The organism is Kitasatospora xanthocidica, from assembly GCF_014656195.1.
GTDB lineage: Bacteria > Actinomycetota > Actinomycetes > Streptomycetales > Streptomycetaceae > Kitasatospora > Kitasatospora xanthocidica.
In genome coordinates this window covers 596,207-617,845 of the sequence record NZ_BNBY01000002.1, presented here as the reverse complement: position 1 = coordinate 617,845, position 21,639 = coordinate 596,207, and the positions used below count along the sequence as shown (strand labels likewise).

The window sequence follows — 21,639 nt, the reverse complement described above, 5'->3', positions numbered from 1 at the left end:
CCCCCACGCCTGCGGTTCGGTCATGCGGCCGGCTCTGCCGGTCCGGTCGGTCCGGCCGCTTTGCCCGGTGTGCCCGGGCGGAGTTCGGTCGGCCGGGGCCTGGCCGGCCGGGGCGCGGTCAGCCGGGGTGCGGTCAGCAGGGGCCGTCGTCGGCCCAGACGCCCCACTGGCCGCTGGCGCTCGGCACCTCGTTCAGCGTCCACCACTTGGCGTGGTAGTTGTGCCCGTTGTACGAGACCTTGGCGCCGCCGGTGTACGTGGTGCTCGCGCTCCACGCCGGCGCGGTGCAGGCGCCCGGGGTGCCGGGGCTGGTCGGCGGTGTGGTCGGGGGAGTCGTCGGCGGCGTGGTGGGCGGCGTGGTGGGCGGGGTCGCCCCGGCGAACTTCACCGTGTACTTGGTGAAGTCCCAGTCGTTCTGCGCCACGCTGGAGCAGGAGCCGGACAGCCCCGGGTCGACCGGGCCCTGGCACTGCCGGTCCCGGTTGACCGACCAGTAGGTGTACCGGGCCAGGCCGTGCGCGGTGGCGAAGTCCAGCACGGTCTGGAAGTCGGCCTGGCGGAAGTACTCGGCGGCGTCGGTGCGGCCGTTCATCAGCGACACGCCCTCGTGGGCGTACGCGGTCGCCTCGTTCCAGCCGAAGGTGGTCTGCAGGATCCCGTTGAACTTCACCAGCGCGTCGGTCTGCGCAGCCGCGCCGTTGAAGCCGCCGTCGAACGGCATGATCGAGTAGTTGTTCGGCGTGAAGCCCTGCGACTTGGCCTCGTTGAGCATCTGGGTGCCGAACCAGCCGGTGCCCGCGTTGGTGCCGGCGGTGGTGATCGAGATGTACAGGCCCGGGTTGTTCTGCTGGAGGATCCGCGCGGCGCCGATCTCGTTGTGGATGGCCGCGGTGTTCTCGTACTCCGGCTCCTCCAGGTCGAAGTCGATCGCCTTGAGCTGGTACTTGGTGATCACCTTCTGGTAGCCGGCGGCGGTCGCTTCCGGCGTGCCGCAGACCTGGCCAAGCTTGGTGCCGCCGTACCCGCCGACCGACACCGAGACGTCCCCGCCCTTGCCGCGGACGGTCTGGATGACGTTCGGCATGGTGGTGTCGGTGTCGATCGAGGAGGTGCCGCCCCAGGCGGGGGAGCAACTGTTGCCCTGGGCCAGGACGAAGGCCAGCTGGAAGGCCTTCTGGCCGGTGGCGTCCATGACGGCGGCGGCGTCCGGCGGGCTGTTGTCCTCGGGCATCAGATAGGGCGCCGAGGCGTACCAGTTGCTGCCCAGACCGGTCGCGGCGGTGATGGCCGAGGTGTCCGTGGCGGCCGTGGTGTCCGCCGCGGCGGCGCCGGTGCCGACGAGTGCGGCGAGGACTCCGGCGACCAGGCCGAGCACGCCGGTCACGGCGAGGGCGGTCCGGCCGGAGCGGACGCGGTGCCGGTTGCGGGGCCGGGTTCGGGGCTGGATCCGGGGTTGGTTTCGGGCGGTGGAGGTGCCGGGCGGATCGGCGGGGTGTTCCGGGCCGGTCGGGTGTGGGGGAATGGCGCGTTCCATCGGAAGCCTTCCAGGAAACGGCGGTGGGGGAAGTGCCCGTTTCGCGCCGGAGGTGGGGGTGGCGCGGCGGCAGGCCGAACTGCCCAGGGGCGTTGGGTGGTTGCCGTGGGCTCCCACTGGTATAGACCTGTCTCGGAGGGCGGGTCAAGACCCGGTGGACGGGGGAGTGTGAACCGCCGGGAACAGGAGCCTCTCGTTCCGGATTTCCGTCCGTTGACCGCTTTCGAAGTTGGTCTAGACAAGCTCTCGAGCGGTCGGTTAGCTTTTCGAACCGCGAGATCTCGTCAGTAAGTGCACAGCCTCTCCAATCCATCTTCCCGAGTGGAGGAACAAATGGTTCAGGCAGTTCTCAACCTGGTCGACCGCGTGGTTTCCGGTGGCCGCAAGGCCGATGTCGCGGACGCGTACTGCGCCTGCCCGGCCGGCACCACCACGCACTGCAGCGGTGAAAACCTGTACGTCACGGAGTGCTGCTCCTGGAACTGTGCGGTCAAGCCGTCCTGTGTCACGTACGTCATCGTCGGCGGCTGCTGATCGTCCGCTGATCCGTCCGTTGATCCGTCTGCCGGCCCGTCTGCCAGCCCGTCTGTCGACCTGTCTGCCGGCCCGTTCCGGTTCGCCGGTCGAGCCGGTCGAGCCGGTCGAGCCGGTCGGCTGACACACGGCCGCCGGTGCCCCCGTCCTGCGTCGGCGGGGGCACCGGCGGAGGGGGAGTCATGACCGCATACCTGTTGCTCGGCTGCCGCGCCGTGATCGCGGTGGTGTTCGCCGGATCCGCCCTCACCAAGTTCCGCGCGCGCCGCGACTTCGCCTCCGCGCTGCGCGTGATGGCGGTCCTGCCGCCCCGGCTGACCGGTGCGGCGACGGTCGGGGTCCCGGTCGCCGAGGCTGCCCTGGCCCTCCTGGTCTGGGTGCCCGAACCCGTCTCGACCTGGGCTTTCGCCGCGACCGGCGGGTTGATCGCGCTGTTCTCCGCCGTCCTGGTCCGGCTGCTGCGGCAGGGCGCCGACGTCTCCTGCTCCTGCTTCGGCGCCTCCGGCGTGCCCGTGAGCAAGGCTCATGTGGTGCGCAACCTGGTGCTGATCGCCGTCGCCGCGGCCGGCCTGGCGGCGAGCACCGCGCCCGGCCCCGGTGGCCTCGGGCCGGCCGGGGTGGCCGTCGTACTGCTCGTGGCGGGCTTCGCGAGCGCGCTGATCATCGCCACCGACACGCTCGTCGAGCTCTTCTCGGCGGCACGCTGAGCCGCGCCCGCCCCCGCCCCCGCCTCTCGCCGTTCGGGCCGCCCGACCCGGTCCGGGGGTGCCCTCCCGGGCGGCGCGGTGCCCCTTTCCTCCCGGATTCCACCGGGGATTCGTACCGGAATTCCTCCCTGTACCCGACCGAACCAGGAACGAGGCACGGAATCGTCATGACCATGCTTTTCGTCGTCATTATCGGCTGTCTTTCGCTGTTCAATCTGATGTTGACGCTCGCGCTCGCCCGGAAAATCAACACGCATGGTTCCGCGCACGGTTCGCCGACCTCCTTCGGAAATATCAGGACGGGCGTCTCGGTGCCCGACAACCGGATTCCGGATGGTGCTCCCGTACCGGAATTCCGGGCATCCACCGGAGCGGAGGGCGACGTCACCAGGGCCGACCTGGTCGGCGCACCCGCCGTGGTCGGCTTCTTCTCCGGGACCTGCGGGCCGTGCCTGGAGCAGGCGCCCGACTTCGTCAAGGCCGTCACCGGCTACCCGGGCGGGCGCGAGCGGGTCCTCGCCGTCGTCAAGGGCAGCGGGCCGGTGGTCGCCGAGCTGCGCACGCTGCTGGAGCCGGTCGCCCGGGTGTCGGTCGAGACCTCCGGTGCCGGCCCCGAGTCCACGGCCGAGGCGTTCGGGATCGTGCGCTGGCCCAGCTACGTCTCCGTCGACGCGGACGGCCGGCTCACCAACCACCTGGTCCCGGGCGAGCTCGTCATCCCGACCGCCGCGCGATGAGCGGGACTCATACCGGTGGCTCCGCCGGCCCGGTCGGTGGTGGTGCGGTCGGTGGTGGCCCGGTCGGTGGTGGCCCGACCGAGGGTGGCCAGGTCGGTGGTGGGTCGAACAGCGGTGGCTCGACCGGCCGCCGTCCGGTCGGCCTGGGTCCGGCCGGAGCGGGGATCGGATCGGGGGCCGGGACCGGGGCCGGATCAGGGGCGGGAGCCTGGCGGGCGTTCCGCTCGGCGGGTGCCGCCTGCGCGCTCGCCTGGCGGTCCGGCCGGACCACCCTGCTGCTGTCGCTGCTCTGCGGGCTGGTCGCCGGCCTGCTGCCCGCCGCCACCGCGCTGCTGGTGAGCCGGCTGTTCGACGCGCTCACCGGCGCCGCGGACGGCCCGACCACCGGCACCTGCGTCCTGCTGGTCGCGGCCAGCCTCGGCATGGCGCTGTTCCCCGCGCTCGGCGAGTACACCCGGGCGCGCTCCAGTCGGGCGATCCGACTGCGGGTGCAGGAGGAACTGTTCGACGCGGTCAACCGGCTGCCGGGCCTGCGGCCCTTCGAGGACCCGCGCTTCCAGGACCGGCTCCGCCTCGCCCAACAGGCCGGCGGCGTCGCCCCGGACATCCTGGTCGGCGCGGCCTTCGGCAGCCTCCAGGCGCTCCTCACCGTTGGAGGCTTCCTCGTCACGGTCTTCGTCGTCAACCCGCTGCTCGGCGTGCTCACCCTGGTGCTGACGCTGCCCCTGGTGCGGGCCCAGCTGGCGGCCGGCCGCCGCCGGGCCGCCGTCCTGAGCGAGACCATGTCCCGCAACCGGCGCCAGTCCTTCTACAGCAGCCTGGTGTCCGACGTCGACGCCGTGAAGGAGATCCGCCTCTTCGGCCTGCAGGACTTCCTGCGCGGGCGCGCCCGGCACGAACTGCGGGCGGTCAGCGGCGCCGAGGAACGCACCGACCGGCAGAACCTCGCCCGTCGGCTGCCCGCCTCACTCCTCGGCGTGGCCGTCTACGCGCTCGGCCTGCTGTGGGCGGTACGGGCCGCCCGGCACGGCGAACTCTCCCTCGGCCAGGTCTCGGTGTGCCTCGCGGCGGTCGCCGGCATCCAGACCGGTGTCGGCCAGCTCGCGGCCGGCGGCGCCTCCGCCTACCAGGCCGCGCTCACCTTCGACCACTACCGCACGCTCGGCGAGGCCCCGCCCGACCTCGCCCCCGCCACCGACCCGCGCCCGCCCGCGGCGCTGCGCGGCACCATCGAGTTCCAGGACGTCTGGTTCCGCTACCACCCCGACGCGCCGTGGATCCTGCGCGGCGTCTCCGTCACCCTGCGGGCCGACACCGTCACCGCCCTGGTCGGCCTCAACGGCGCGGGCAAGAGCACCCTCGTCAAACTGCTCTGCCGGCTCTACGACCCCGACCGCGGCCGGGTGCTCTGGGACGGCGTCGACATCCGGGAGTTCCCGCCCGACGAGTACCGGCAGCGGATCGGCGTCGTCTTCCAGGACTACTGCCGCTACGACCTGACCGCCGGCGAGAACATCGGCCTCGGCCGCCTCGCCCACCTCGACGACCAGGCCCGCATCGCCGACGCCGCCCGCGCGGCGGGCATCCACGACCGGGTGCGACGACTGGACGGCGGATACGGCGCCCTGCTCAGCCGGATCTTCCTGCCCGAAGGAGTGACGGAGGCGGGCTGGGGCCACTCCCTGTCCGGCGGTGAATGGCAACGCCTCGCGGTGGCACGGGCGTTCATGCGCGGTGACGCCGACCTGATGATCCTCGACGAACCCAGTGCGGGCCTTGACGCCGCCGCCGAACAGGAACTCCACGAGAACCTCCGCGAGTTGCGCCGGGGCGCCACCAGCCTGGTGATCTCCCACCGGCTCAGCACCGTCCGGGACGCCGACCGGATCGTCGTCCTCGGCGCCGGCCAGGTGATCGAGGACGGCACCCATGACGCCCTGATGGCCCTCGGCGGACGCTACGCGGAACTCTTCACCCTCCAGGCCTCCGGCTACCAGGACGCGGTCGTGTCGATCCGGGCGGGCGGGGTGTGAGGTGTCGGGCTGTGAGGTGTCGGGCGGGGCCGTGCCGGTGGTGATGCGGGTCCGGGTGTCCAGTCGGTCGGTTCGCTGAGCGGAGGAGGTGCAGGGGTGGGGCTGCTGGTGGTGGTCGGTGGCGGGCTGGTGGTGGTCGCGGTGGCCCTCGCGGGGCTGTTGCGGGTGGTGATGTCGGTGGTCGTGGTCTCCGGCCCGAGCATGAGTCCGGCGCTGCGGCCTGGTCAGCGGGTCCTGGTGCTGCGGCGGGGCCCGGCCCGGTTGCGTGCGGGCCGGATCGTGGTGGTCTCCCCGGACGGCCTCGGTGCCGCACCAGCCGGCGCCGCACCGGTCAGCGCCGCAACGGTCGGCGCCTCGCCGGTCGGCCCGGCCAGGCGGCAGCCGGACCGGCTGCTGGTGAAGCGCCTGGCCGCGCTGCCCGGTGATCCGGTCCCGCCGTCGGTGCGTCCGGTCGTGGCGGGCGGTACGGTGCCGGTCGGTCATGTGCTGCTGCTGGGTGACAACCCGGAGTTCAGCACGGACTCGCGGATGTGGGGCGCCGTTCCGGCGCGCAGCGTGGTGGGCGTGGTGCTCGACGGCGTCCGGCTGCGGGATTGACCGGGGGTGTCGGTTCCGTCGGCCCTCTCGTCTCGTCGTCGTCCCCTCGTCGTCCGGTCAGGGCCGTGCCAAGGGTGCCGGGACCGGGCCGGCGGACTTGAGGGTGCGGAGGACGGGGGCGGACTCCAGGGCGGTGATCTCCGGGACGGCGCCCAGCCGTTGGGTCAGGTACCGGTGGAGGTCGGCCGGGTCGGTGCACAGGGCGAGGGCCGCGAGGTTGCTGGGCCCGGTGGTGGCGGCGACGAAGGCGAGTTCGCGGTGGGTGGCGAGGGCGTGGCCTACGCGGTCGAGGTGGGCGGGGGCGACGCTCAGCCAGAGCAGTGCCTGCATGTCCGCGCCCAGCAGCCGGGGGTCGAGCTCCACGTCGAGGAACACCGTGCCGTCCGACCGGAGTTCGGTGAGTCGGCGGGCGACGGTGGCCGGGGTGCGGCCGGTGGCGGCGGCGAGGTCGCCGAGGGGTGTGCGGCCGTCCCGGTGGAGCGCGCCGAGCAGGGTGTGGTCGGACTCGTCCAGGCCGCCGGACGCGAGGCCGGACGAGGGGAGGCCGGACGGGGGGAGGCCGGACGGGGTGGGGTCGGCGGTGGCCGGGCGCAGCCGGGCCTGCTGGTCCTCGCTGAGTGCCTCGGTGCTGGCCGGCCAGGCGCTCGGGCCGCCGCGGTAGGTGTGCAGCAGGCAGTGGGCGGCGACGTCGGTGACGGCGGCGGTACGGGGGATGTCGCGCAGCAGCAGGCTGTGGCCCTCGGGGCCGGGGCCGGTGTCGACGATGGCGGTGATCTCGGTGCCGCCGGAGGCGAGCTTCACCCAGGCGGTGTCGGCGCGGCGGACCAGCGCCTGGGCGAGGTTCTGGGCGGTGTGCGGGCCGGCGGTCAGGCGCAGCAGCCACTGTGAGCGTCCGGCCCGGTGCGGGTCGGCGAGCCCGACGACCCGGAGTCCGGCCTCGGCCCGCAGCCGCCGGTAGCGGCGGGCGACGGTCTGCGGGGAAACGTCGAGGACGGCGGCGATTTGGTTGAACGGGGCGCGCCCGTCGACGCGCAGGGCGTGGACGAGCGCGCGGTCGAGGTCATCGAGCATGAGTGGGTTCCCGGGGGTCGGACGCACCGTCCGATTCTGCCGTGTCCGGTCCTGCCGTGTTCCGTTCCGTCGCCTCCGGTGCCGTCGCCTCCGGTTCTGCCGCGTCCGGTTCTGTCGCGCGTGGTTCGGTGGGGACGGCGGCGGGGGAGGTATGAGCGCCGCTCATGGCCCGCCCGGCGACGACGACGGCCGCCAGCACTCCGACCGCGACCCAGCAGGCGCGCTGGGCCCCGGCGCTGTCCGGGGCGGCCAGGTAGATCCGTCCGAGCACCGCGACGCCCAGGGTCGAGCCGAGCTGCTGGACGGCGTTGAGCAGGCCGGCGGCCGATCCGGTCTCCTGCGGTCGCAGCGGCCGCAGGGCGGTGGTGAAGAAGGCCGGGGTGAACAGCCCCTGCCCGAGTCCGACCACGGCGAGTGCGTACGGCAGCGCGTCCGGCCGTTCGCCCGTCCGGTAGGCGCCGATGGCGGCCGTCACCCCGATCGCCATGACGGCCACCCCGGCGGGCATCACCCGCGCCCCGTACCGCGGGACCAGCGAGGAGCCGGCCCACACGGAACCGGCCGCGAGCCCGGCCGACATCGGCAGCAGGGTCAGGCCGGAGGCCAGGGCATCCGCACCGCTGCCGAGTTGGAGCTGCAGGACGACGACCAGGCCGAGCCCCGTGGTGGCGGCGAAGGCGAGCGCCAGGGCGACCAGCGCGGCCGGGAACCGCACGGAGGTGAACAGGCTCGGCTCGACCAGGGTGTCGGTACCGCGCCGGGCCCCGCGCCGCTGGTGGACGACGAAGGCGACCGCGGCTGCCGCACCGACGGCCGGCCACACCGGCGGGGTGTGTCCGGTGGCCAGCAGCGGCAGGACCAGCAGTCCGGTGGCGAGTGCCGCGAGCGCGCTGCCGACCGGGTCGAGGCCGGGGCGGCGCGGGGCGCGGTCCTCGATGAGCAGAGGGGCGAGGGTCAGGACGGCGAGCGAGAGCGGGAGGTTGACCAGGAAGACCGCCCGCCAGGAGGAGCCGAAGAGGTCGGCGTGGGTGAGCACCCCGCCGAGCACCGGTCCGGCGACCGCGGCGATTCCCATCACGGGCCCGATCGTGCCGAGGGCCCGGGCGGTCTCGGGGCCGCGGAACATCGCCTTGATCAGGCCGATGGTCTGCGGCACGATCACGGCCGCCGCCGCACCCTGGACGGCCCGGAAGACGAGCAGCGCGCCGAGCGTGGGCGCACAGGCGCAGGCCAGCGAGGAGAGCAGGAAGCCGATGACGCCGATCCGGAACATCCGCCGGCGTCCGGCCCGGTCGCCGAGCCGACCGCCGGTGAGCAGCAGGACGGCGAACGGCAGGGTGTACGCGGTGGTGAGCCAGGGCACGGCGGCGGCCGGTCCGCCGAGGTCGGCGCGCATGCGCGGCGCGGCGACCTGCACGATCGTCGCGTCCAGCAGGTTCATCGCCTCGGCGGTGAGCAGCGCACCGAGTGCCCACCAGCGGCGCGGGTGCGGGTGGCCCGGTCGGGCGGACGGTGGGGGCAGCGGCTGAGCGGACAACAGGTCCTCCTTCGGGCGTACGGCTGGGATGCCGTCACCCTCCGGCCGTACGCCCGCGCCGACCAGCCGCCGCAGCCCGGATCGGCGGAAAGTTCCACCGGCCCGGCCCCTGGCGCCGAAAAGCTCCATTCAGCTCGGCGCCACCGCCAGGGCCTTGCTCGTGTTCGAGTCGCTCCCCTCGCCGTCGCCCGTGGCTCCGCCCGCGACCCTGCCCGCGACTCCGCCCGCGCCCTTGTTCATCGAGGCCAGCCCCGCCAGCAGTCCGCTGACCGCCGGGGTCCACGGTCGGCCCGCCGGCCCGGTGAGGGTGAGCCTCCGGTGGACGGCGGGCCGGATCGGGACCAGTACGCAGTCGGCCGGGAGCATGGTCAGTGCCAGTGCGGGCATCACCGACACCCCGACACCCGCGTTCACCATGCCGATCAGGGTGTTGAGGTCGCGGATCCGGTGCCGCGGCGAGAAGCGGGTGCCGGCCCGCCGATAGGCCTCCCGGATGTGGCGCTCGCAGCCGCCCTCGGAGAGCAGGAAGTCGTCGTCCTCCAGCTCAGTCACATGGATGGTCTCCTGCCCGGCGAGCGGGTGGTCGCGGCGCAGCAGGGCGTGCATCGAGTCGGCGCCGAGCGGGACCGCTCCGGGCTGCGGCGGCCCGGCGTCGACCAGGACGGCGGCGTCCACCGTGCCGGCCTCCAGCCAGGTGGCGAGCTCGGCGTCCTCGCCCTCGAAGACCCGGACGGTGAGCTGCGGGTAGGCCGCCTTCCAGTCCCGGAGCAGCCCGGGCAGCAGCGCCTGGCAGACGGTGGCCGGCGCGGCCAGCCGGACGGTGCCGGTCAGGCCGCCGGCGTGCTGGGTGGCGACGGTGCGCACGGCGGCGGCCGCGGCGACCGCAGTACGGGCGTGCGGCAGGACCTGCCGGCCGAGCGGGGTCGGCCGGCTCGGGTTGCCGCGCAGCAGGACGGGCGCGTCCAGGGCCCGCTCCAGGGCGGCTACGGCGTGCGAGACGGCGGACTGGCTGATGCCCAGTTCGTCGGCGGCCGCGCCGAAGCTGCCGGTGTCGGCGACCGCGATGAGGGCCCTGAGCTGTGCCAGGTTGACGTCCGTGGTCATCGGACGTCCTGGTACCTGTGACCTGGGGACATGAGACTTCCTCATCCACGTCGGACTGCCACTTGTTGGACTCATGCTCGGGCGCCGGAGCACCCTCTGTCCAGGTGCAGGGAACACGGGAGGAATGCGGGGGTGGTTGCGGTGCGGCGCTGGTTGCCGGGTTTTGCGGCACTGTCGGCGATCTGGGGTGCGAGCTTCGCCCTGATCAAGGTGGCGGTCGACGCGGGGGTGCCCCCGGTCTGGGTGGCGCTGTGGCGGTGCCTGCTGGGCGCGGTCACACTGGGAGCCGTTCTGCTGCTGCGCGGCGAGAGGGTGCCGCGCGACCGTGCGCTGTGGGGGCACTCGGCGGTGGTCGCGGTGCTGCTCAACACCGTGCCGTTCATCCTGTTCCCGTTCGGCGAGACCAGGATCAGCTCGGTGCTGGCCGGGGTGATGAACGCGACCACTCCCCTGTTCACCCTGCTGTTCGCGGTGCTCACCGTCCCCGAGGAGCGCCACCCGGGCGCCCGCCGGCTCATCGGGCTCGCGCTGGGGTTCGCCGGGGTGCTCGTCGTGTTCGGGGTCTGGCGCGGCATCGGCTCCGGTGAGGCCGCCGGGGGCCTCGCCTGCCTGGCCGCCGCCTGCTGCTACGGGGCGGGCTTCGCCTACCTGCGGCGGTTCCTGTCCGGGCGACCGGAGTCGGTCACCACCCTCTCCGCGCTCCAGATCGGCTGTGCCGCGGCCGAGTTGGCCGTCATCGCGCCGCTCGCCGCGGGTGCCCCGCACTGGCCGGGGGCCGGCCCGGCCGTCGCCCTGCTGGTGTTCGGCGCCGTCGGTACCGGCCTGGCGTACCTGCTCAACCTCGGTCTCGTCCGGACCGCGGGCACCACGGTGGCCTCGGCTGTCACCTACGTGATGCCGCTGTGGTCCACCGCGATCGGCGCGCTGTTCCTCGCGGAGCCGGTCGGCTGGAACGCCCTGGCCGGCGGTGCCCTGGTGATCGCGGCCGTGGTGCTGGCCCGGCCGCGCCCCCGGGCCGCGACCGGCGCGGCGGACCAGGCTCCGAAGGCGCGCCAGCCCGTCCGCTAGGGCATGCGCCGCCCCGACGACCGCACGTACGAAGATGCCGCGCATGGGGATCTCCTTCCCCTTGACGGCCCCTCCCGGACAAGCCGGTGGGAACCGGGCTGATCGGACAGCGGCATTCGTACCCGATCTGACGTTCGGTGTCCACTGAATTACGGAATGTCGTCGGGCCCCGCTATGGTGGCGGCGTGGTGAGGTCGTGGGATGCGGCGGTGGAGCGGGCGCAGGACCGGCTGGCGGCGGGGCCGCGGCTGCGGGCGGTCGGCGATGGGGACGAACGGCGGTTCGCGCTCTGGGACTTGGCGTCCCTGGTGGAGGGCGAACTGGGCGAGCTGATGGACCCGGACGGGCTAACGGCGCCCGCCGAGCGCGACTGGCGCGAGCGGCTGGGGGAGAGCGGCCGCGAGTGGCCTGGCGGCGAGCTGTACCGCCGCCGGTACTGGATCCAGGACGGTGGCGGCGCCGTCGTGGGTACCGTCGCGGTGGACAACTGGACCAAGGGCCCCGGCCAACTCGCCGTCTCCTCCCTCTACGTGAGCCCGGCGGCGCGCGGGCGCGGACTGGCCGCCGGCGCGCTGGACGAGGTGTACGCGGCGGCCGCCGCCGAGGGCCTGCCCGGCTTCCGGCTGGAGGCGCACTGGACCTGGCGGCCGGCGGTCGACTACTACCTGCGCCGGGGCCTGTGGGTGGTCGGCTGGAAGCGCGCGCTCTCGCTGGCACGGATGCCCCAACTCCCCTCCTACCGGGTGCGCGAGGAGGACGGGCGGCTGCTCCTGCTGGTCGCCGACCGGCTGCACGGCTGGGTGCCGATACTGGCCGCCGGCCAGGAGGGCCGCTGGCTGCGCCTGGACGAGACGGCCGACTACCGGGGCGTCGACGGCTGGGTGCACGAGTACGCGCGCTCGACGCTGGCCCTGCACCTGGCACTGGCGGGCTTCCCGCTGGTGCGCGGGCCGCAGTGGTGGGCGGAGGCGTGGCGCTGGTCGGACGCGGGCGAGCCGGAGGGGCTGGCGTACCGGATCGAGGAGTTCGAGCGGGCCGCTCGCCGGCCGCCGTCCTCCCCGCACCGCCCGGTGCCGGTCCCCGCCCCGCAGCCTCTGCCGCAGTCCCCGCCGCGGTGTTCGGCGCAGTCCTCGGGACAGTCCCTGCCGCGGTCTCCGCTGCGGTCCCCGTCGCGGACGGCCGAGCAGGGCCCGGTGCCGGCCCCGCCGTCGGCCGCGCTGCCCGCGCCGCAGCTGGCAGACTCCGGGGATGGCTGAGATCGAGATCGACGGCGCCCCCGCCGACCCGGCGCGGCTGGCCGCGCTGGGGCTGCTCAACTACGGGCACTTCACCACCCTGCGCGCCGAGGCTGGCCGGGTCCGGGGCCTGACGCTGCACCTGGACCGGCTGGTCCGGGACTGCCGCGCGCTGTTCGCCGTCGAGCTCGACCGGGAGGAGGCGCGGGAGCGGATCCGCGCGGTGCTGCCGGCCGACGGCGCGCCGGTGACCGTCCGGGTCACCGTGTACGACCCGGCACTCGGTCTGGAGCGCCCCGCCGCCCCCGCGGCCCCCGCCCTGCTGGTCACCACCCGTCCGGCCGCGGCGGCCGGGCCCGCCCCGCTGCGGGTACGGACCGCGGTGTACCGGCGGGAGCTGCCGGAGGTGAAGCACGTCGGCCTGTTCGGCCTGGTCCACCACCGCCGGCAGGCCCAACTCGCGGGCTACGACGACGTGCTGCTGGTCGACCCGGACGGCCGGGTGACCGAGGGCGCGACCTGGAACGTCGGCTTCCTGGACGACGACGGGCTGGTCTGGCCGGAGGGGCCGAGCCTGCCCGGCGTCACCGAGGCCCTGCTGTCCGGCGCGTACCGGGGCCCGCAGTCCCGCGAGCCGCTGTCCGCTGCCGGGCTCGCCCGCTTCTCGGCCGCCTTCGCGGTGAACGCGGGCGTCGGCGTCCGTCCGCTGGCTGCCGTCGACGGCAACCTCCTCGACCCGGCCCACCCGCTGCTCGCCGAGCTGCGGGCCGCCTACCTCGGGGTCGCCGCCGAAGCGGTGTAGGGATAACCCCACCCCCGGTCCGCCGGTGACCTCCATGGTTCGGGGAGCCCGTCCTTCCTAGCGTTGAGCGTGATGACGACGAGCGACGCAGAACCGAAGGAAGGCCCCGCCATGGCACGCCGCCACGACCGCCGCAGGACCGACGAGCGCGGGACCGATCCGCACGCCACCGACGCGTACGGCGACGCTTCGTACGACGGCGTTCCGAACGTCGGCGTTCCGAACGTTGCCGCTCCGAACGTCGGCGCCCCGTACCGCGCCGACCGGTACGGTGCGGCGCAGGCGGTCCCCGCGATCGAACTGCGCGGCGTGCGTCGCAGCTACGGGCGCGGCGAGGCGGCGGTGCAGGCGCTGCGCGGGATCGACCTGGCGCTCGCACCCGGCAGCTTCACCGCCGTGATGGGCCCCTCCGGCTCCGGCAAGTCGACCTTCCTGCAGTGCGCGGCCGGCCTGGACCGCCCGGACGCCGGGGAGATCCGGCTCGGCGGCGAGGAGATCACCGCACTGAGCGAGACCCGGCTCACCAAGCTGCGCCGCAGCCGGATCGGTTTCGTCTTCCAGTCCTTCAACCTGTTGCCCTCGCTGAGCGTCGAGCAGAACGTGCTGCTCCCGCAGCGGCTCGCCGGGGAACGCCAGGACCGCGCCCGGGCCCGGGAGTTGCTGGAGCGGGTCGGTCTCGGGCAGCACGCCCGGCGGCGCCCCGGCCAGCTCTCCGGCGGCCAGCAGCAGCGGGTCGCGATCGCCCGCGCGCTGATCACCCGGCCGGACGTGGTCTTCGCCGACGAGCCGACCGGCGCGCTGGACACCCGTACCGCGCACGAGGTGCTCGGCCTGCTGCGGCAGGCCGTGGACTCCCTGGGCGCGACCGTCGTCATGGTCACCCACGACCCGGTCGCCGCCTCCTTCGCCGACCGGGTGCTGTTCCTGGCCGGCGGCGCGATCGTGGACGACCTGCCGCACCCCGGCCCGCAGGCCGTCGCCGACCGGATGGTCGCGCTCACCGCCCGCCCGGTGGGAGCGGCGGCGTGACCAACGGACTCGCCCGCGCCTCGGTGCGCTTCCGGCCCGCCTCCTTCGTGGGCACCCTGGTCGCCCTGCTGCTCGGCGCCGCGGTCGTGACGGCCTGCGGCGTGCTGCTGCAGACCGGACTGACCGCCGGCCTCCAGCCCACCAGGTACGCCTCCGCGCCCGTGGTGGTCGCGGCCGAGCAGACCGTCAAGATCCAGAAGAAGGTCGGCGAGGACACCGAGACCCAGGAGCAGGCCACCCCGGAACGGGCCCGCACCGACGCCGCGCTGGTGGGTCGGCTGACCGCCCTGCCCGGCGTCGCGGCCGCTCGGCCGGACACCGCCTTCCCGCTCACCGCCACGACCGGCGGCAGCCAGGCCCCGGCCGGCGCTCCGGCGCTGACCGGCACCTCGGCCCCGGCCGGTGCCCCGGCTCTGATCGGTCGGGGCTACGCCGCCCTCGGCATCGCCGGTCCGGCCGACCGGCTGACCGAGGGCCGCTCACCCGGCGCGAACGAGGTGGTCCTGGACGCCGACACCGCGCACGCCGCCCACCTCGCGCCCGGCGCGAACCTCACGCTCTCCGCGCCCGGCGGCACCGCGAACTACCGGGTCTCCGGCCTCGCCGCCAGCCAGGCTGCCGGCCCCACCGCCTGGTTCGCCGACACCACCGCCGACCGCCTCTCCGGCCACCCCGGCCGGATCGACGCCATCGCCGTCCAGCCCCGCGACGGGGTGAGCGCCGCCGCGCTCGCCGCACAGGTGCGCCAGGCCGTCGGCGGCGACGCGAAGGTCTACTCCGGCGACGGCCGCGGCGCCGTCGAACACCCCGCCCTCGGCGAGGCCCGGACCCTGCTGATCGGCCTCGGCGGCAGTTTCGGCGGCTACGCCACCATGACCGCGGTCTTCGTGGTGATGAGCACCGTCGCCCTCGCCACCGGCCAGCGCGCCCGCGAGTTCGCCCTGCTGCGCGCCATCGGCGCCACCCCGCGCCAGATCCGCCGCACCATCGCGGCCGAGGCGGTGCTGGTGGCCCCCGTCGCCGCGGCGCTCGGCATCCTGCCCGGCCTCGCCCTCGCCCGCTGGTGGTTCGGCCAACTGGCCGATCGCGGCGCCGTCCCGAAGGGCGTCCGCCTGGACGTCGGCCCGCTGCCGATGCTCGCCGCCGTCCTCACCTGCACCCTCGCCGCGCTGACCGCGGGCTTCCTGGCCGCCCGCCGGCCGTCCAGGCTGCGCGCCGCCGAGGCGCTCGGCGAGGCCGCCGTCGAGGCGCCCCGCCCGGGCAAGGTGCGCACCGTCCTCGGACTGCTCTTCGCCGCCGGAGGCATCGCCGTCGCGACCGTCGCCGCCTCCCTGGACGGTGCCGCGGCCGCCCAGACCGCGCTCGGCGTGGTCATGTGCCTCATGCTGGCCGTCGCCCTGCTCGGCCCCTGGGTGGCCCGGATCGCCGCCGCCGTGCTCGGCGCCCCGCTGCGGGCCGGCGGCGCGCCCGGCTCGCTCGCCGCCGACAACACCCGCGCCAACGCCCGTCGGCTGGCCTCCGCGATCACCCCGATCGTCCTGGTCACCGCCTTCTGCGGCACCCTGCTGATCCTGCAGAGCACCCTGAGCCACACCAGCGGCGCGAACGTCCGGGCCGGCGTCACCGCCGACCACGTGATCGGCGCCACCGGCCCGGGCCTGCCCGCCGGCACCGCCGAACGGGCGGCGAAGGTGCCCGGCGTGCACACCGCCGTCGGCGTGCTGCGCACCGGCCTCGTCGTCGAGAGCGGCGGCCGGCTCAGCTCCGCCCCCGCGCTCGGTGTCGACGGCGACCCGGCCCGGCTGCCCGAGGTGCTCGACCTGGACGTGCGCGGCGGCTCGCTCGCCGACCTCGGTCGCGCCACCGACACCATCGCCCTGAGCACCACCCTCGCCGACGCCCTGGACGCCGGGGTCGGCGACCGCGTCCCGCTGCGGCTCGGCGACGGCACCGCCGTACGGCCCGCCGTGGTCGCCGTGTACGACCGGGGGCTCGGCGTCGGCCAGGCCGTGCTGCCCCGGGCGGCGGTCGCCGCGCACGTCACCACCGGGTACGACAGTCAGGTGCTGGTCGCCGACGCGCCGGGCGCCGACCGTACGGCGGTGGCCGCCGGGCTGGGCGCGCTCGCCGGGACCGGCGTGACCGACCGGGCCGGGTTCGTCGCCCAGGCCGACAAGGACATGGAGCTCAGCGGCTGGGCCAACACCGTGATGGCGGGTGTGCTCGGCGGGTTCGCCGCCGTCAGCGCCGCCAACACCCTGGTGATGACGGTGCTGGACCGGCGGCGCGAGGTCGCCTTGCTCCGACTGGCCGGCACCACCCGGCGCCAGGTGCGCGGCATGATGCGCTGGGAGGCGCTGCTGGTGGCCGGGACCGGGCTGACGGTCGGCGCGGCGATCGCCTGGATCACCCTGGTGCCGGTCACCCGGGGCGTCGCCAACGCCTCCCCGTACGTGCCGCCGATGCTCGCCCTGCCGCTGGCCGCCGGAGCCGTGCTGCTCTGCCTCGGCGCGACCGGGCTGCCGGTCCGGGCGCTGCTGCGGACCCGGCCGGTGGCGCTGGCGGCGGCACGGCAGTAGGACGGCGGGAGATGAGAGGGGCTCATGGGGGGGGTGGGTCATGAGCTCCTCTCATGAGGTGGGTGATGAGCTTCTCTCATGACGCGGGACATGAGTGACGCTCATGACGCGGAGCATGAGACGAGCTCATGACGCGGAGCATGAGAGGAGCTCATGGCGCATGAGCATGAGACAAGCTCATGACGCCGGACATGAGACAAGCTCATGAGGGATGCCCTTGAGGACCGCTCAAGGGCATCCCTCGTCCGGGTGACAAAGGCGGTCCGAGCAGGCGCAATGGGGTAACCGGAAGGACCAAAGGCCTTTATTGGGGCTGATCGTGATGTCAGATCAGCTACGCTCTCGCCCGCCCCGCCCCGCCCGACCGCCGAAGCAGAGAGTAGCCCGACATGAGCAGCCCCCCTGTCGCCCCCGCACCCCGCTGGCCGCTGGTCCTGCTGCGGACCACCGCCACCGCGCTGGCTCTGTTGGCCCTGCTCCAGGTCATGCTGGCCGGCAGCTTCCTCAACGGTACCTACGAGTCCCTGAAGGACCACGAGGGCAACGCGATGACGCTGGCCACCGTGGTGGTGCTCCAGCTGGCGGTGGCCGTCGCGGTGCGGTGGCCCGGCCGGGGTCCGCTCTGGCCGCTGTGGACCACGCTCCTGCTCGCCGTCGCGGTCACCGGCCAGATCGCGGCCGGCTACGCCCGCTCGCTCGGCCTGCACGTCACCCTCGGCGTGCTGCTGGTCAGCGGCATCCTGTTCGTCCTGGCCGGCGCCTGGCGGCTGCCGCTGCCCGTCCGGGCGGCGCTGCCCGGTGCGGCCCCGGACGGCAGCGGCCGGCTGCCGCGCCCCGGTGGGCCGGTGGAGGTGTCCAAGTGAACCGCCGCCGCTTCCTGGGCATCGGTGCCTCCGTGCTCGGCGCGGGCGCGCTGGTCGCCGTCGCCGTCCCCTCCGCCGCCCGGCTGTTCGCCGAGGGCCGCCCCGGGCGGCTGCTGGGCAGCGGCCTCGACCTGCCGGAGGCGTTCCGGGTCCCGCTGCCGGTCCCGGCCGTGTTGAAGCCGGTCCGTACGGAGGGCACCACCGACTACTACGAGATCACCCAGCAGGTCGCCAAGCTGGAGATCCTGCCCGGCGTGAAGACCGAGGCCTGGACGTACGGCGGCAGCTTCCCCGGCCCGACCGTGGTCACCCGCTCCGGGCGGACGACGGTGGTCAAGCACCGCAACGAGCTGCCGGTGCCGTCCGTCACCCACCTGCACGGCGGGCACACCCCGGCGGACAGCGACGGCTACCCGGTGGACCTGCTGCTGCCCGTCGGATCGTCGGCGGACGCCGCCCAGGGCGCGGCCGGCATGGCGGGGATGCCGGGCATGGCGGGCATGCCCGGGATGCACCACGCGGCCGGTCGCAACGTCGTCGGCGAGCGCAGCTACACCTACCCGGGCAAGCAGCGCGCCGCCACGCTCTGGTACCACGACCACCGGATGGGCTACACCGGCCCCGGCGTCTGGCGCGGCCTGGCCGGCTTCCACCTCGTCCAGGACGACGAGGAGGGCGCCCTGCCGCTGCCGCGCGGCGAGCGCGACCTGCCGCTGATGATCGCCGACCGCTCGTTCGCCGCCGACGGCTCCTTCAGCTACCCCTCCAGCGACCCCGCGCTCGGCGAGCCCGGCGTCACCGCCGCGTACGCCAACGGCGTGCTCGGCGACGTCATCCTGGTCAACGGCGCCCCCTGGCCCCGGCTGGACGTCGACCGCCTCCGCTACCGGCTGCGCCTGCTCAACGCCTCCAACGCCCGCCTCTACCGGCTGGAACTCGACCCGCAGCCCGCCGGCGGCGACGCCCTGGTCCAGATCGGCTCCGACGGAGGCCTGCTGGCGGCCCCGGTCGCCCACGACGGCATCGAGATCGCCCCCGCCGAGCGCTTCGACGTCGTCGTCGACTTCTCCCGCTACGAGCCGGGCACCCGGGTGCGCCTGGTCAACCGGTTCGGCAGCGGCCGTACCGCCGAGGTGATGTGCTTCGACGTCTCCGCGAAGCAGGTGAAGGACGACTCGTCGGTGCCCGACAAGCTCGCCACGGTCGAGGACCTGAGCGCCTCCGACGCCGTCACCACCCGCGACTTCACCTTCCGCCGCAGCCGCACCGACGGCTGGATCATCAACGGCGAGCCGTACCAGCCGGGTCAGAGCATCGCCACGCCCGCGCTCGGGACGGTCGAACGCTGGCGCTTCTCCTCCGACCTGCACCACCCGGTGCACGTCCACCTCGACCACTTCCAGGTGATCGGCCGCGACGGCAAGGACCCGGGCCCGTACGACGCGGGCTGGAAGGACACCGTGGACCTGCGTCCGGCCGAGGCGGTGGAGGTGCTGGTGCGCTTCACCGACTACGCGGGGGCGTACATGCTGCACTGCCACAACCTGGAGCACGAGGACATGGCGATGATGGCGGACTTCACCGCGCAGTGAGCCGCCGTGCGGAGACCCGCCGTGACAAGAACCGTCGCGGCGCGGGCCGCCGCACGGCGAACCGACCGGCTTCACCCGGACGGCTGAGTGCCGGAGGGCGTGCGCTGCGCCCTCCGGCACTCGTGTCCTAGCGTCGCGAGGAGGGGCACCCGCGGACCCCCGACGTCGCGGGGAGGACCGCCGACGGACGGAGCCGCCGCATGACCACTCCCGCCGAGCGCCGCCGCCGCGGCCGGGCCGCCCGCGACCGCGTCTCCCGCTCCGACCACGGCCGGTGGATCCCCGCCGCCGACCGGCCCGACCCGCTCGCCGTCCTCGAACAGCAGGGGGCGGACCGGGTCACCCGGCTGCTGCCGATCCGGTACGGGCGGATGGCCGAGAACCCGTTCGGCTACCTGCGCGGCGCCGCCGCGGTGATGGCCGCCGATCTCGACGCCGCCCCCGACACCGGCCTCACCGTCCAACTCTGCGGTGACGCGCACCTGGTGAACTTCGGGGTGTACGCCTCGCCGGAACGCGCCCTGCTCTTCGACGTCAACGACTTCGACGAGACCTACCCCGGTCCGTTCGAGTGGGACGTCAAGCGCCTCGCCGCCAGTGTGGCCGTGGCCGCCCGCGACAACGGCCAGGACGAGCGCCGGGTACGGCGGGCCGCCCGCGCCGCCGTCGAGGGGTACGCGACGGCGATGCGCCGACTGGCCGGCATGGGCGAACTCGCCGTCTGGTACGCCCGGGTGGACACCGCTCACCTGGTGCCGCTGCTCACCAAACCCCGGCAGCGCGAGCGCGCCGAGGCCGAGCTCGCCCACGCCCGCCGCCGCACCAGCCTGCAGGCCTTCGGCAAGCTCACCGAGGAACGGGACGGGCGCCGGCGGATCATCAGCGCGCCACCGCTGATCGAACCGCTCAAGAAGACCGAACTGCACGGCATCGGCAAGGTGTTCAGCGACTACCGGGCCACCCTCGCCGAAGACCGACGGGTCCTGCTGGACCGCTACCACTTCGTGGACGCGGCCACCAAGGTGGTCGGCGTCGGCAGCGTCGGCACCCGCTGCTTCATCGTCCTGCTGGAGGGCCGGGACGCCCGCGACCCGCTGTTCCTGCAGCTCAAGGAGGCCGGACGCTCGGTGCTGGAGGACCACCTGCCGCCCGCCCTGGTCGACGCCGAGGTCGCCACCCACCACGGCGGCCGCCGGGTGGTCACCGGCCAGCACCTGATGCAGGCCGCCAGCGACATCTTCCTAGGCTGGACCACCGGCGTCGCCGGCCGCCACTTCTACGGTCGCCAACTGCGCGACATGAAGGGCTCGGTGGAGGTCGGCGACATGCGGCCCTCCGGCCTGCGCGCCTACGCCGACCTCTGCGGCCGCACCCTCGCCCGTGCCCACGCCCGCACCGGCGACCGCCTCGCCATCGCCGGCTACCTCGGCGGCGCGGACACATTCGCCGAGGCGGTGGCCGAGTTCGCGGTGCGCTACGCGGACCGGACGGGGGCGGACCACGGCGAGTTGGTGGCGGCGATCGCGGACGGCCGGATCACGGCGACCCGGGGCGTGTGAGGCCGGGGTGATTGCGGCCGGGCCGGGTGTGGCCGGCGCGTGTGAGGGCGAGGCGGTTCGCGTGCCGGTGCCCGGTCACCACGACTCGCCGGCCCTGAGGGCGGCGAGGCGCTCCAACTGGTCCAGCTGGTCGGACAGTTCGAGTGCCCCGAGGCGGGCCACGACGTGCCGGGCGCCGGCCGCCGTGTAACGGGCGAGCGCGGCGGCGACCTCGTCGGGGGTGCCGATGGCGAAGGCCTGGATTCGTTCCGTGTCGGCCAGCGGCAGACCGTAGTTGGCGCGGGTGTAGGCGTCCATGGTCCGGCGGGCGGCGCCGGCGCTGCGGTCGATCCGGACGTTGACGAAGAGGGCGGGGGTGACGGCCTCCGTCGGTCGTCCGGCCTGCCGCGCCGCCGTCCGGACGGCTTCGAGCCCGGCGGCGTAGTCGGCCGGTTCGGGAGGGTAGGGCAGCCAGCCGTCGTAGTGGTGCCCGGTGCGGGCCAGGGCCGCCGGGGTCGCGCCGCCGAGCCAGACCGGCGGGCCCCCGGCGCGGAACGGCTTGGTGGCGGGCGGGAGTTCGGCGAAGGAGTGGAACTCGCCGTGGAACGCCTCGGCCCCGGACCAGACCGCCCGCCACAGGGCGACCGTCTCGTCCAGCCGGGCGAAGCGGCGCTCCCACGGCACCTGGGACAGCTCGTGCAGCGGACGGCCGAAGCGCCCGGGGAAGCCGGCGCCGACGGCCACCGTCAGCCGGCCGCCGGAGAGCAGGTCCACCGAGGCCAGCGTCTGCGCGGTCTGCACCGGGCGGCGCAGGACCGGCAGCAGGGCGCCGGTGCCCAGTCGTACGCGCTCCGTCACCGGGGCGACGGCGGCCAGCATGGTGAGTGGTTCGATCCGCGGGCTCAGCAGGGAGTCGTTGACGAACAGCGAGGAGAAGCCCGCCTCCTCGCTGCGCCGGGCGAACCCGATCAGGTCGCGGGGGTCGTGGGCGGCCCATTGGTCCTGGCCGGTGGGGAGGAATACGCCGATGTCCATGGCACCGATGCTGGCGGGCGGCGGTGCCTGGGCTCAATTCCCCC

The 21,639-nt window shown here is 74.6% G+C and carries 18 protein-coding genes; 13 read left to right on the top strand and 5 right to left on the bottom strand.

Translation table 11 applies throughout. From position 1 onward, the window contains the following. Nucleotides 1–133: 133 nt before the first annotated feature. Nucleotides 134–1,384, bottom strand: a complete 1,251-nt coding sequence (locus IE332_RS06065; protein WP_373313676.1) for a carbohydrate-binding protein — start codon at nucleotides 1,382–1,384, stop codon at nucleotides 134–136. Nucleotides 1,385–1,867: 483 nt separating this feature from the next. Here IE332_RS06065 and IE332_RS06060 point away from each other — a divergent pair, with 483 nt between their 5' ends. From IE332_RS06060 to IE332_RS06040, 5 genes are all read left to right on the top strand, one after another. Further along, nucleotides 1,868–2,068, top strand: coding sequence for a hypothetical protein (locus IE332_RS06060; protein WP_229928331.1), 201 nt, complete (start codon nucleotides 1,868–1,870; stop codon nucleotides 2,066–2,068). 182 nt (nucleotides 2,069–2,250) lie between these two features. Next, nucleotides 2,251–2,775: a MauE/DoxX family redox-associated membrane protein gene (locus IE332_RS06055; RefSeq protein ID WP_189914022.1), complete on the top strand. Its 525-nt coding sequence runs from the start codon at nucleotides 2,251–2,253 to the stop codon at nucleotides 2,773–2,775. Between the two features lie 167 nt (nucleotides 2,776–2,942). Further along, nucleotides 2,943–3,512, top strand: coding sequence for a TlpA family protein disulfide reductase (locus tag IE332_RS40670; protein WP_229928330.1), 570 nt, complete (start codon nucleotides 2,943–2,945; stop codon nucleotides 3,510–3,512). Then, nucleotides 3,509–5,545 carry an ABC transporter ATP-binding protein gene (locus IE332_RS06045; protein ID WP_189914021.1) on the top strand — a complete coding sequence of 679 codons (2,037 nt, stop codon included), beginning with the start codon at nucleotides 3,509–3,511 and terminating at the stop codon, nucleotides 5,543–5,545. The genes IE332_RS40670 and IE332_RS06045 overlap by 4 nt, the downstream gene beginning before the upstream one ends. A gap of 96 nt (nucleotides 5,546–5,641) precedes the next feature. Beyond that, entirely contained in the window at nucleotides 5,642–6,142 is a 501-nt protein-coding gene (locus IE332_RS06040) for a S26 family signal peptidase (RefSeq protein WP_229928329.1), read from the top strand. Between the two features lie 57 nt (nucleotides 6,143–6,199). On the opposite strand, the gene IE332_RS06035 is transcribed toward IE332_RS06040, so the two are convergent. From IE332_RS06035 to IE332_RS06025, 3 genes are all read right to left on the bottom strand, one after another. After that, complete coding sequence (locus tag IE332_RS06035) at nucleotides 6,200–7,213, bottom strand: Lrp/AsnC family transcriptional regulator (RefSeq protein ID WP_189914020.1); 1,014 nt, start codon at nucleotides 7,211–7,213, stop codon at nucleotides 6,200–6,202. Beyond that, the gene (locus IE332_RS06030; RefSeq protein WP_229928328.1) at nucleotides 7,203–8,750 is read right to left on the bottom strand and encodes an MFS transporter; all 1,548 of its coding nucleotides are present in this window, start codon (nucleotides 8,748–8,750) and stop codon (nucleotides 7,203–7,205) included. Before IE332_RS06030 ends, IE332_RS06035 begins: the two co-directional genes overlap by 11 nt. A 129-nt stretch (nucleotides 8,751–8,879) precedes the next feature. Next, the gene (locus IE332_RS06025) at nucleotides 8,880–9,854 is read right to left on the bottom strand and encodes a LysR family transcriptional regulator (RefSeq protein WP_189914019.1); all 975 of its coding nucleotides are present in this window, start codon (nucleotides 9,852–9,854) and stop codon (nucleotides 8,880–8,882) included. A 132-nt stretch (nucleotides 9,855–9,986) separates the two neighbouring features. Here IE332_RS06025 and IE332_RS06020 point away from each other — a divergent pair, with 132 nt between their 5' ends. From IE332_RS06020 to IE332_RS05990, 8 genes are all read left to right on the top strand, one after another. After that, nucleotides 9,987–10,922, top strand: a complete 936-nt coding sequence (locus IE332_RS06020; protein ID WP_229928327.1) for a DMT family transporter — start codon at nucleotides 9,987–9,989, stop codon at nucleotides 10,920–10,922. 185 nt (nucleotides 10,923–11,107) lie between these two features. Then, nucleotides 11,108–12,178 carry a GNAT family N-acetyltransferase gene (locus IE332_RS06015; RefSeq protein ID WP_189914017.1) on the top strand — a complete coding sequence of 357 codons (1,071 nt, stop codon included), beginning with the start codon at nucleotides 11,108–11,110 and terminating at the stop codon, nucleotides 12,176–12,178. After that, complete coding sequence (locus IE332_RS06010; protein WP_189914016.1) at nucleotides 12,171–12,959, top strand: aminotransferase class IV; 789 nt, start codon at nucleotides 12,171–12,173, stop codon at nucleotides 12,957–12,959. Before IE332_RS06015 ends, IE332_RS06010 begins: the two co-directional genes overlap by 8 nt. 111 nt (nucleotides 12,960–13,070) lie before the next feature. Continuing rightward, nucleotides 13,071–13,988 (top strand): ABC transporter ATP-binding protein, encoded by a 918-nt coding sequence (locus IE332_RS06005; RefSeq protein WP_189914015.1) that lies wholly within the window; start codon nucleotides 13,071–13,073, stop codon nucleotides 13,986–13,988. Next, nucleotides 13,985–16,567 carry an FtsX-like permease family protein gene (locus IE332_RS06000; RefSeq protein WP_189914014.1) on the top strand — a complete coding sequence of 861 codons (2,583 nt, stop codon included), beginning with the start codon at nucleotides 13,985–13,987 and terminating at the stop codon, nucleotides 16,565–16,567. Before IE332_RS06005 ends, IE332_RS06000 begins: the two co-directional genes overlap by 4 nt. 389 nt (nucleotides 16,568–16,956) lie before the next feature. Further along, entirely contained in the window at nucleotides 16,957–17,430 is a 474-nt protein-coding gene (locus tag IE332_RS40665) for a hypothetical protein (protein ID WP_229928326.1), read from the top strand. Continuing rightward, on the top strand, nucleotides 17,427–19,022 hold the full coding sequence (locus IE332_RS05995; RefSeq protein ID WP_229928325.1) for a multicopper oxidase family protein: 1,596 nt from the start codon (nucleotides 17,427–17,429) through the stop codon (nucleotides 19,020–19,022). The genes IE332_RS40665 and IE332_RS05995 overlap by 4 nt, the downstream gene beginning before the upstream one ends. A gap of 200 nt (nucleotides 19,023–19,222) precedes the next feature. Next, nucleotides 19,223–20,581 carry a DUF2252 domain-containing protein gene (locus tag IE332_RS05990; protein WP_189914012.1) on the top strand — a complete coding sequence of 453 codons (1,359 nt, stop codon included), beginning with the start codon at nucleotides 19,223–19,225 and terminating at the stop codon, nucleotides 20,579–20,581. A 75-nt stretch (nucleotides 20,582–20,656) separates the two neighbouring features. On the opposite strand, the gene IE332_RS05985 is transcribed toward IE332_RS05990, so the two are convergent. Continuing rightward, complete coding sequence (locus IE332_RS05985) at nucleotides 20,657–21,595, bottom strand: LLM class flavin-dependent oxidoreductase (protein WP_189914011.1); 939 nt, start codon at nucleotides 21,593–21,595, stop codon at nucleotides 20,657–20,659. Nucleotides 21,596–21,639 lie beyond the last annotated feature (44 nt).

Excerpts from the sequence above, each read along its gene's own strand:
- IE332_RS06060 (WP_229928331.1), top strand. The coding sequence starts at position 1,868 with ATGGTTCAGGCAGTTCTCAACCTGGTCGACCGCGTGGTTTCCGGTGGC.
- IE332_RS06055 (WP_189914022.1), top strand. The coding sequence starts at position 2,251 with ATGACCGCATACCTGTTGCTCGGCTGCCGCGCCGTGATCGCGGTGGTG.
- IE332_RS40670 (WP_229928330.1), top strand. The coding sequence starts at position 2,943 with ATGACCATGCTTTTCGTCGTCATTATCGGCTGTCTTTCGCTGTTCAAT.
- IE332_RS06045 (WP_189914021.1), top strand. The coding sequence starts at position 3,509 with ATGAGCGGGACTCATACCGGTGGCTCCGCCGGCCCGGTCGGTGGTGGT.
- IE332_RS06035 (WP_189914020.1), bottom strand. The coding sequence starts at position 7,213 with ATGCTCGATGACCTCGACCGCGCGCTCGTCCACGCCCTGCGCGTCGAC.
- IE332_RS06025 (WP_189914019.1), bottom strand. The coding sequence starts at position 9,854 with ATGACCACGGACGTCAACCTGGCACAGCTCAGGGCCCTCATCGCGGTC.
- IE332_RS06010 (WP_189914016.1), top strand. The coding sequence starts at position 12,171 with ATGGCTGAGATCGAGATCGACGGCGCCCCCGCCGACCCGGCGCGGCTG.
- IE332_RS06005 (WP_189914015.1), top strand. The coding sequence starts at position 13,071 with ATGGCACGCCGCCACGACCGCCGCAGGACCGACGAGCGCGGGACCGAT.
- IE332_RS40665 (WP_229928326.1), top strand. The coding sequence starts at position 16,957 with ATGAGCAGCCCCCCTGTCGCCCCCGCACCCCGCTGGCCGCTGGTCCTG.
- IE332_RS05990 (WP_189914012.1), top strand. The coding sequence starts at position 19,223 with ATGACCACTCCCGCCGAGCGCCGCCGCCGCGGCCGGGCCGCCCGCGAC.
- IE332_RS05985 (WP_189914011.1), bottom strand. The coding sequence starts at position 21,595 with ATGGACATCGGCGTATTCCTCCCCACCGGCCAGGACCAATGGGCCGCC.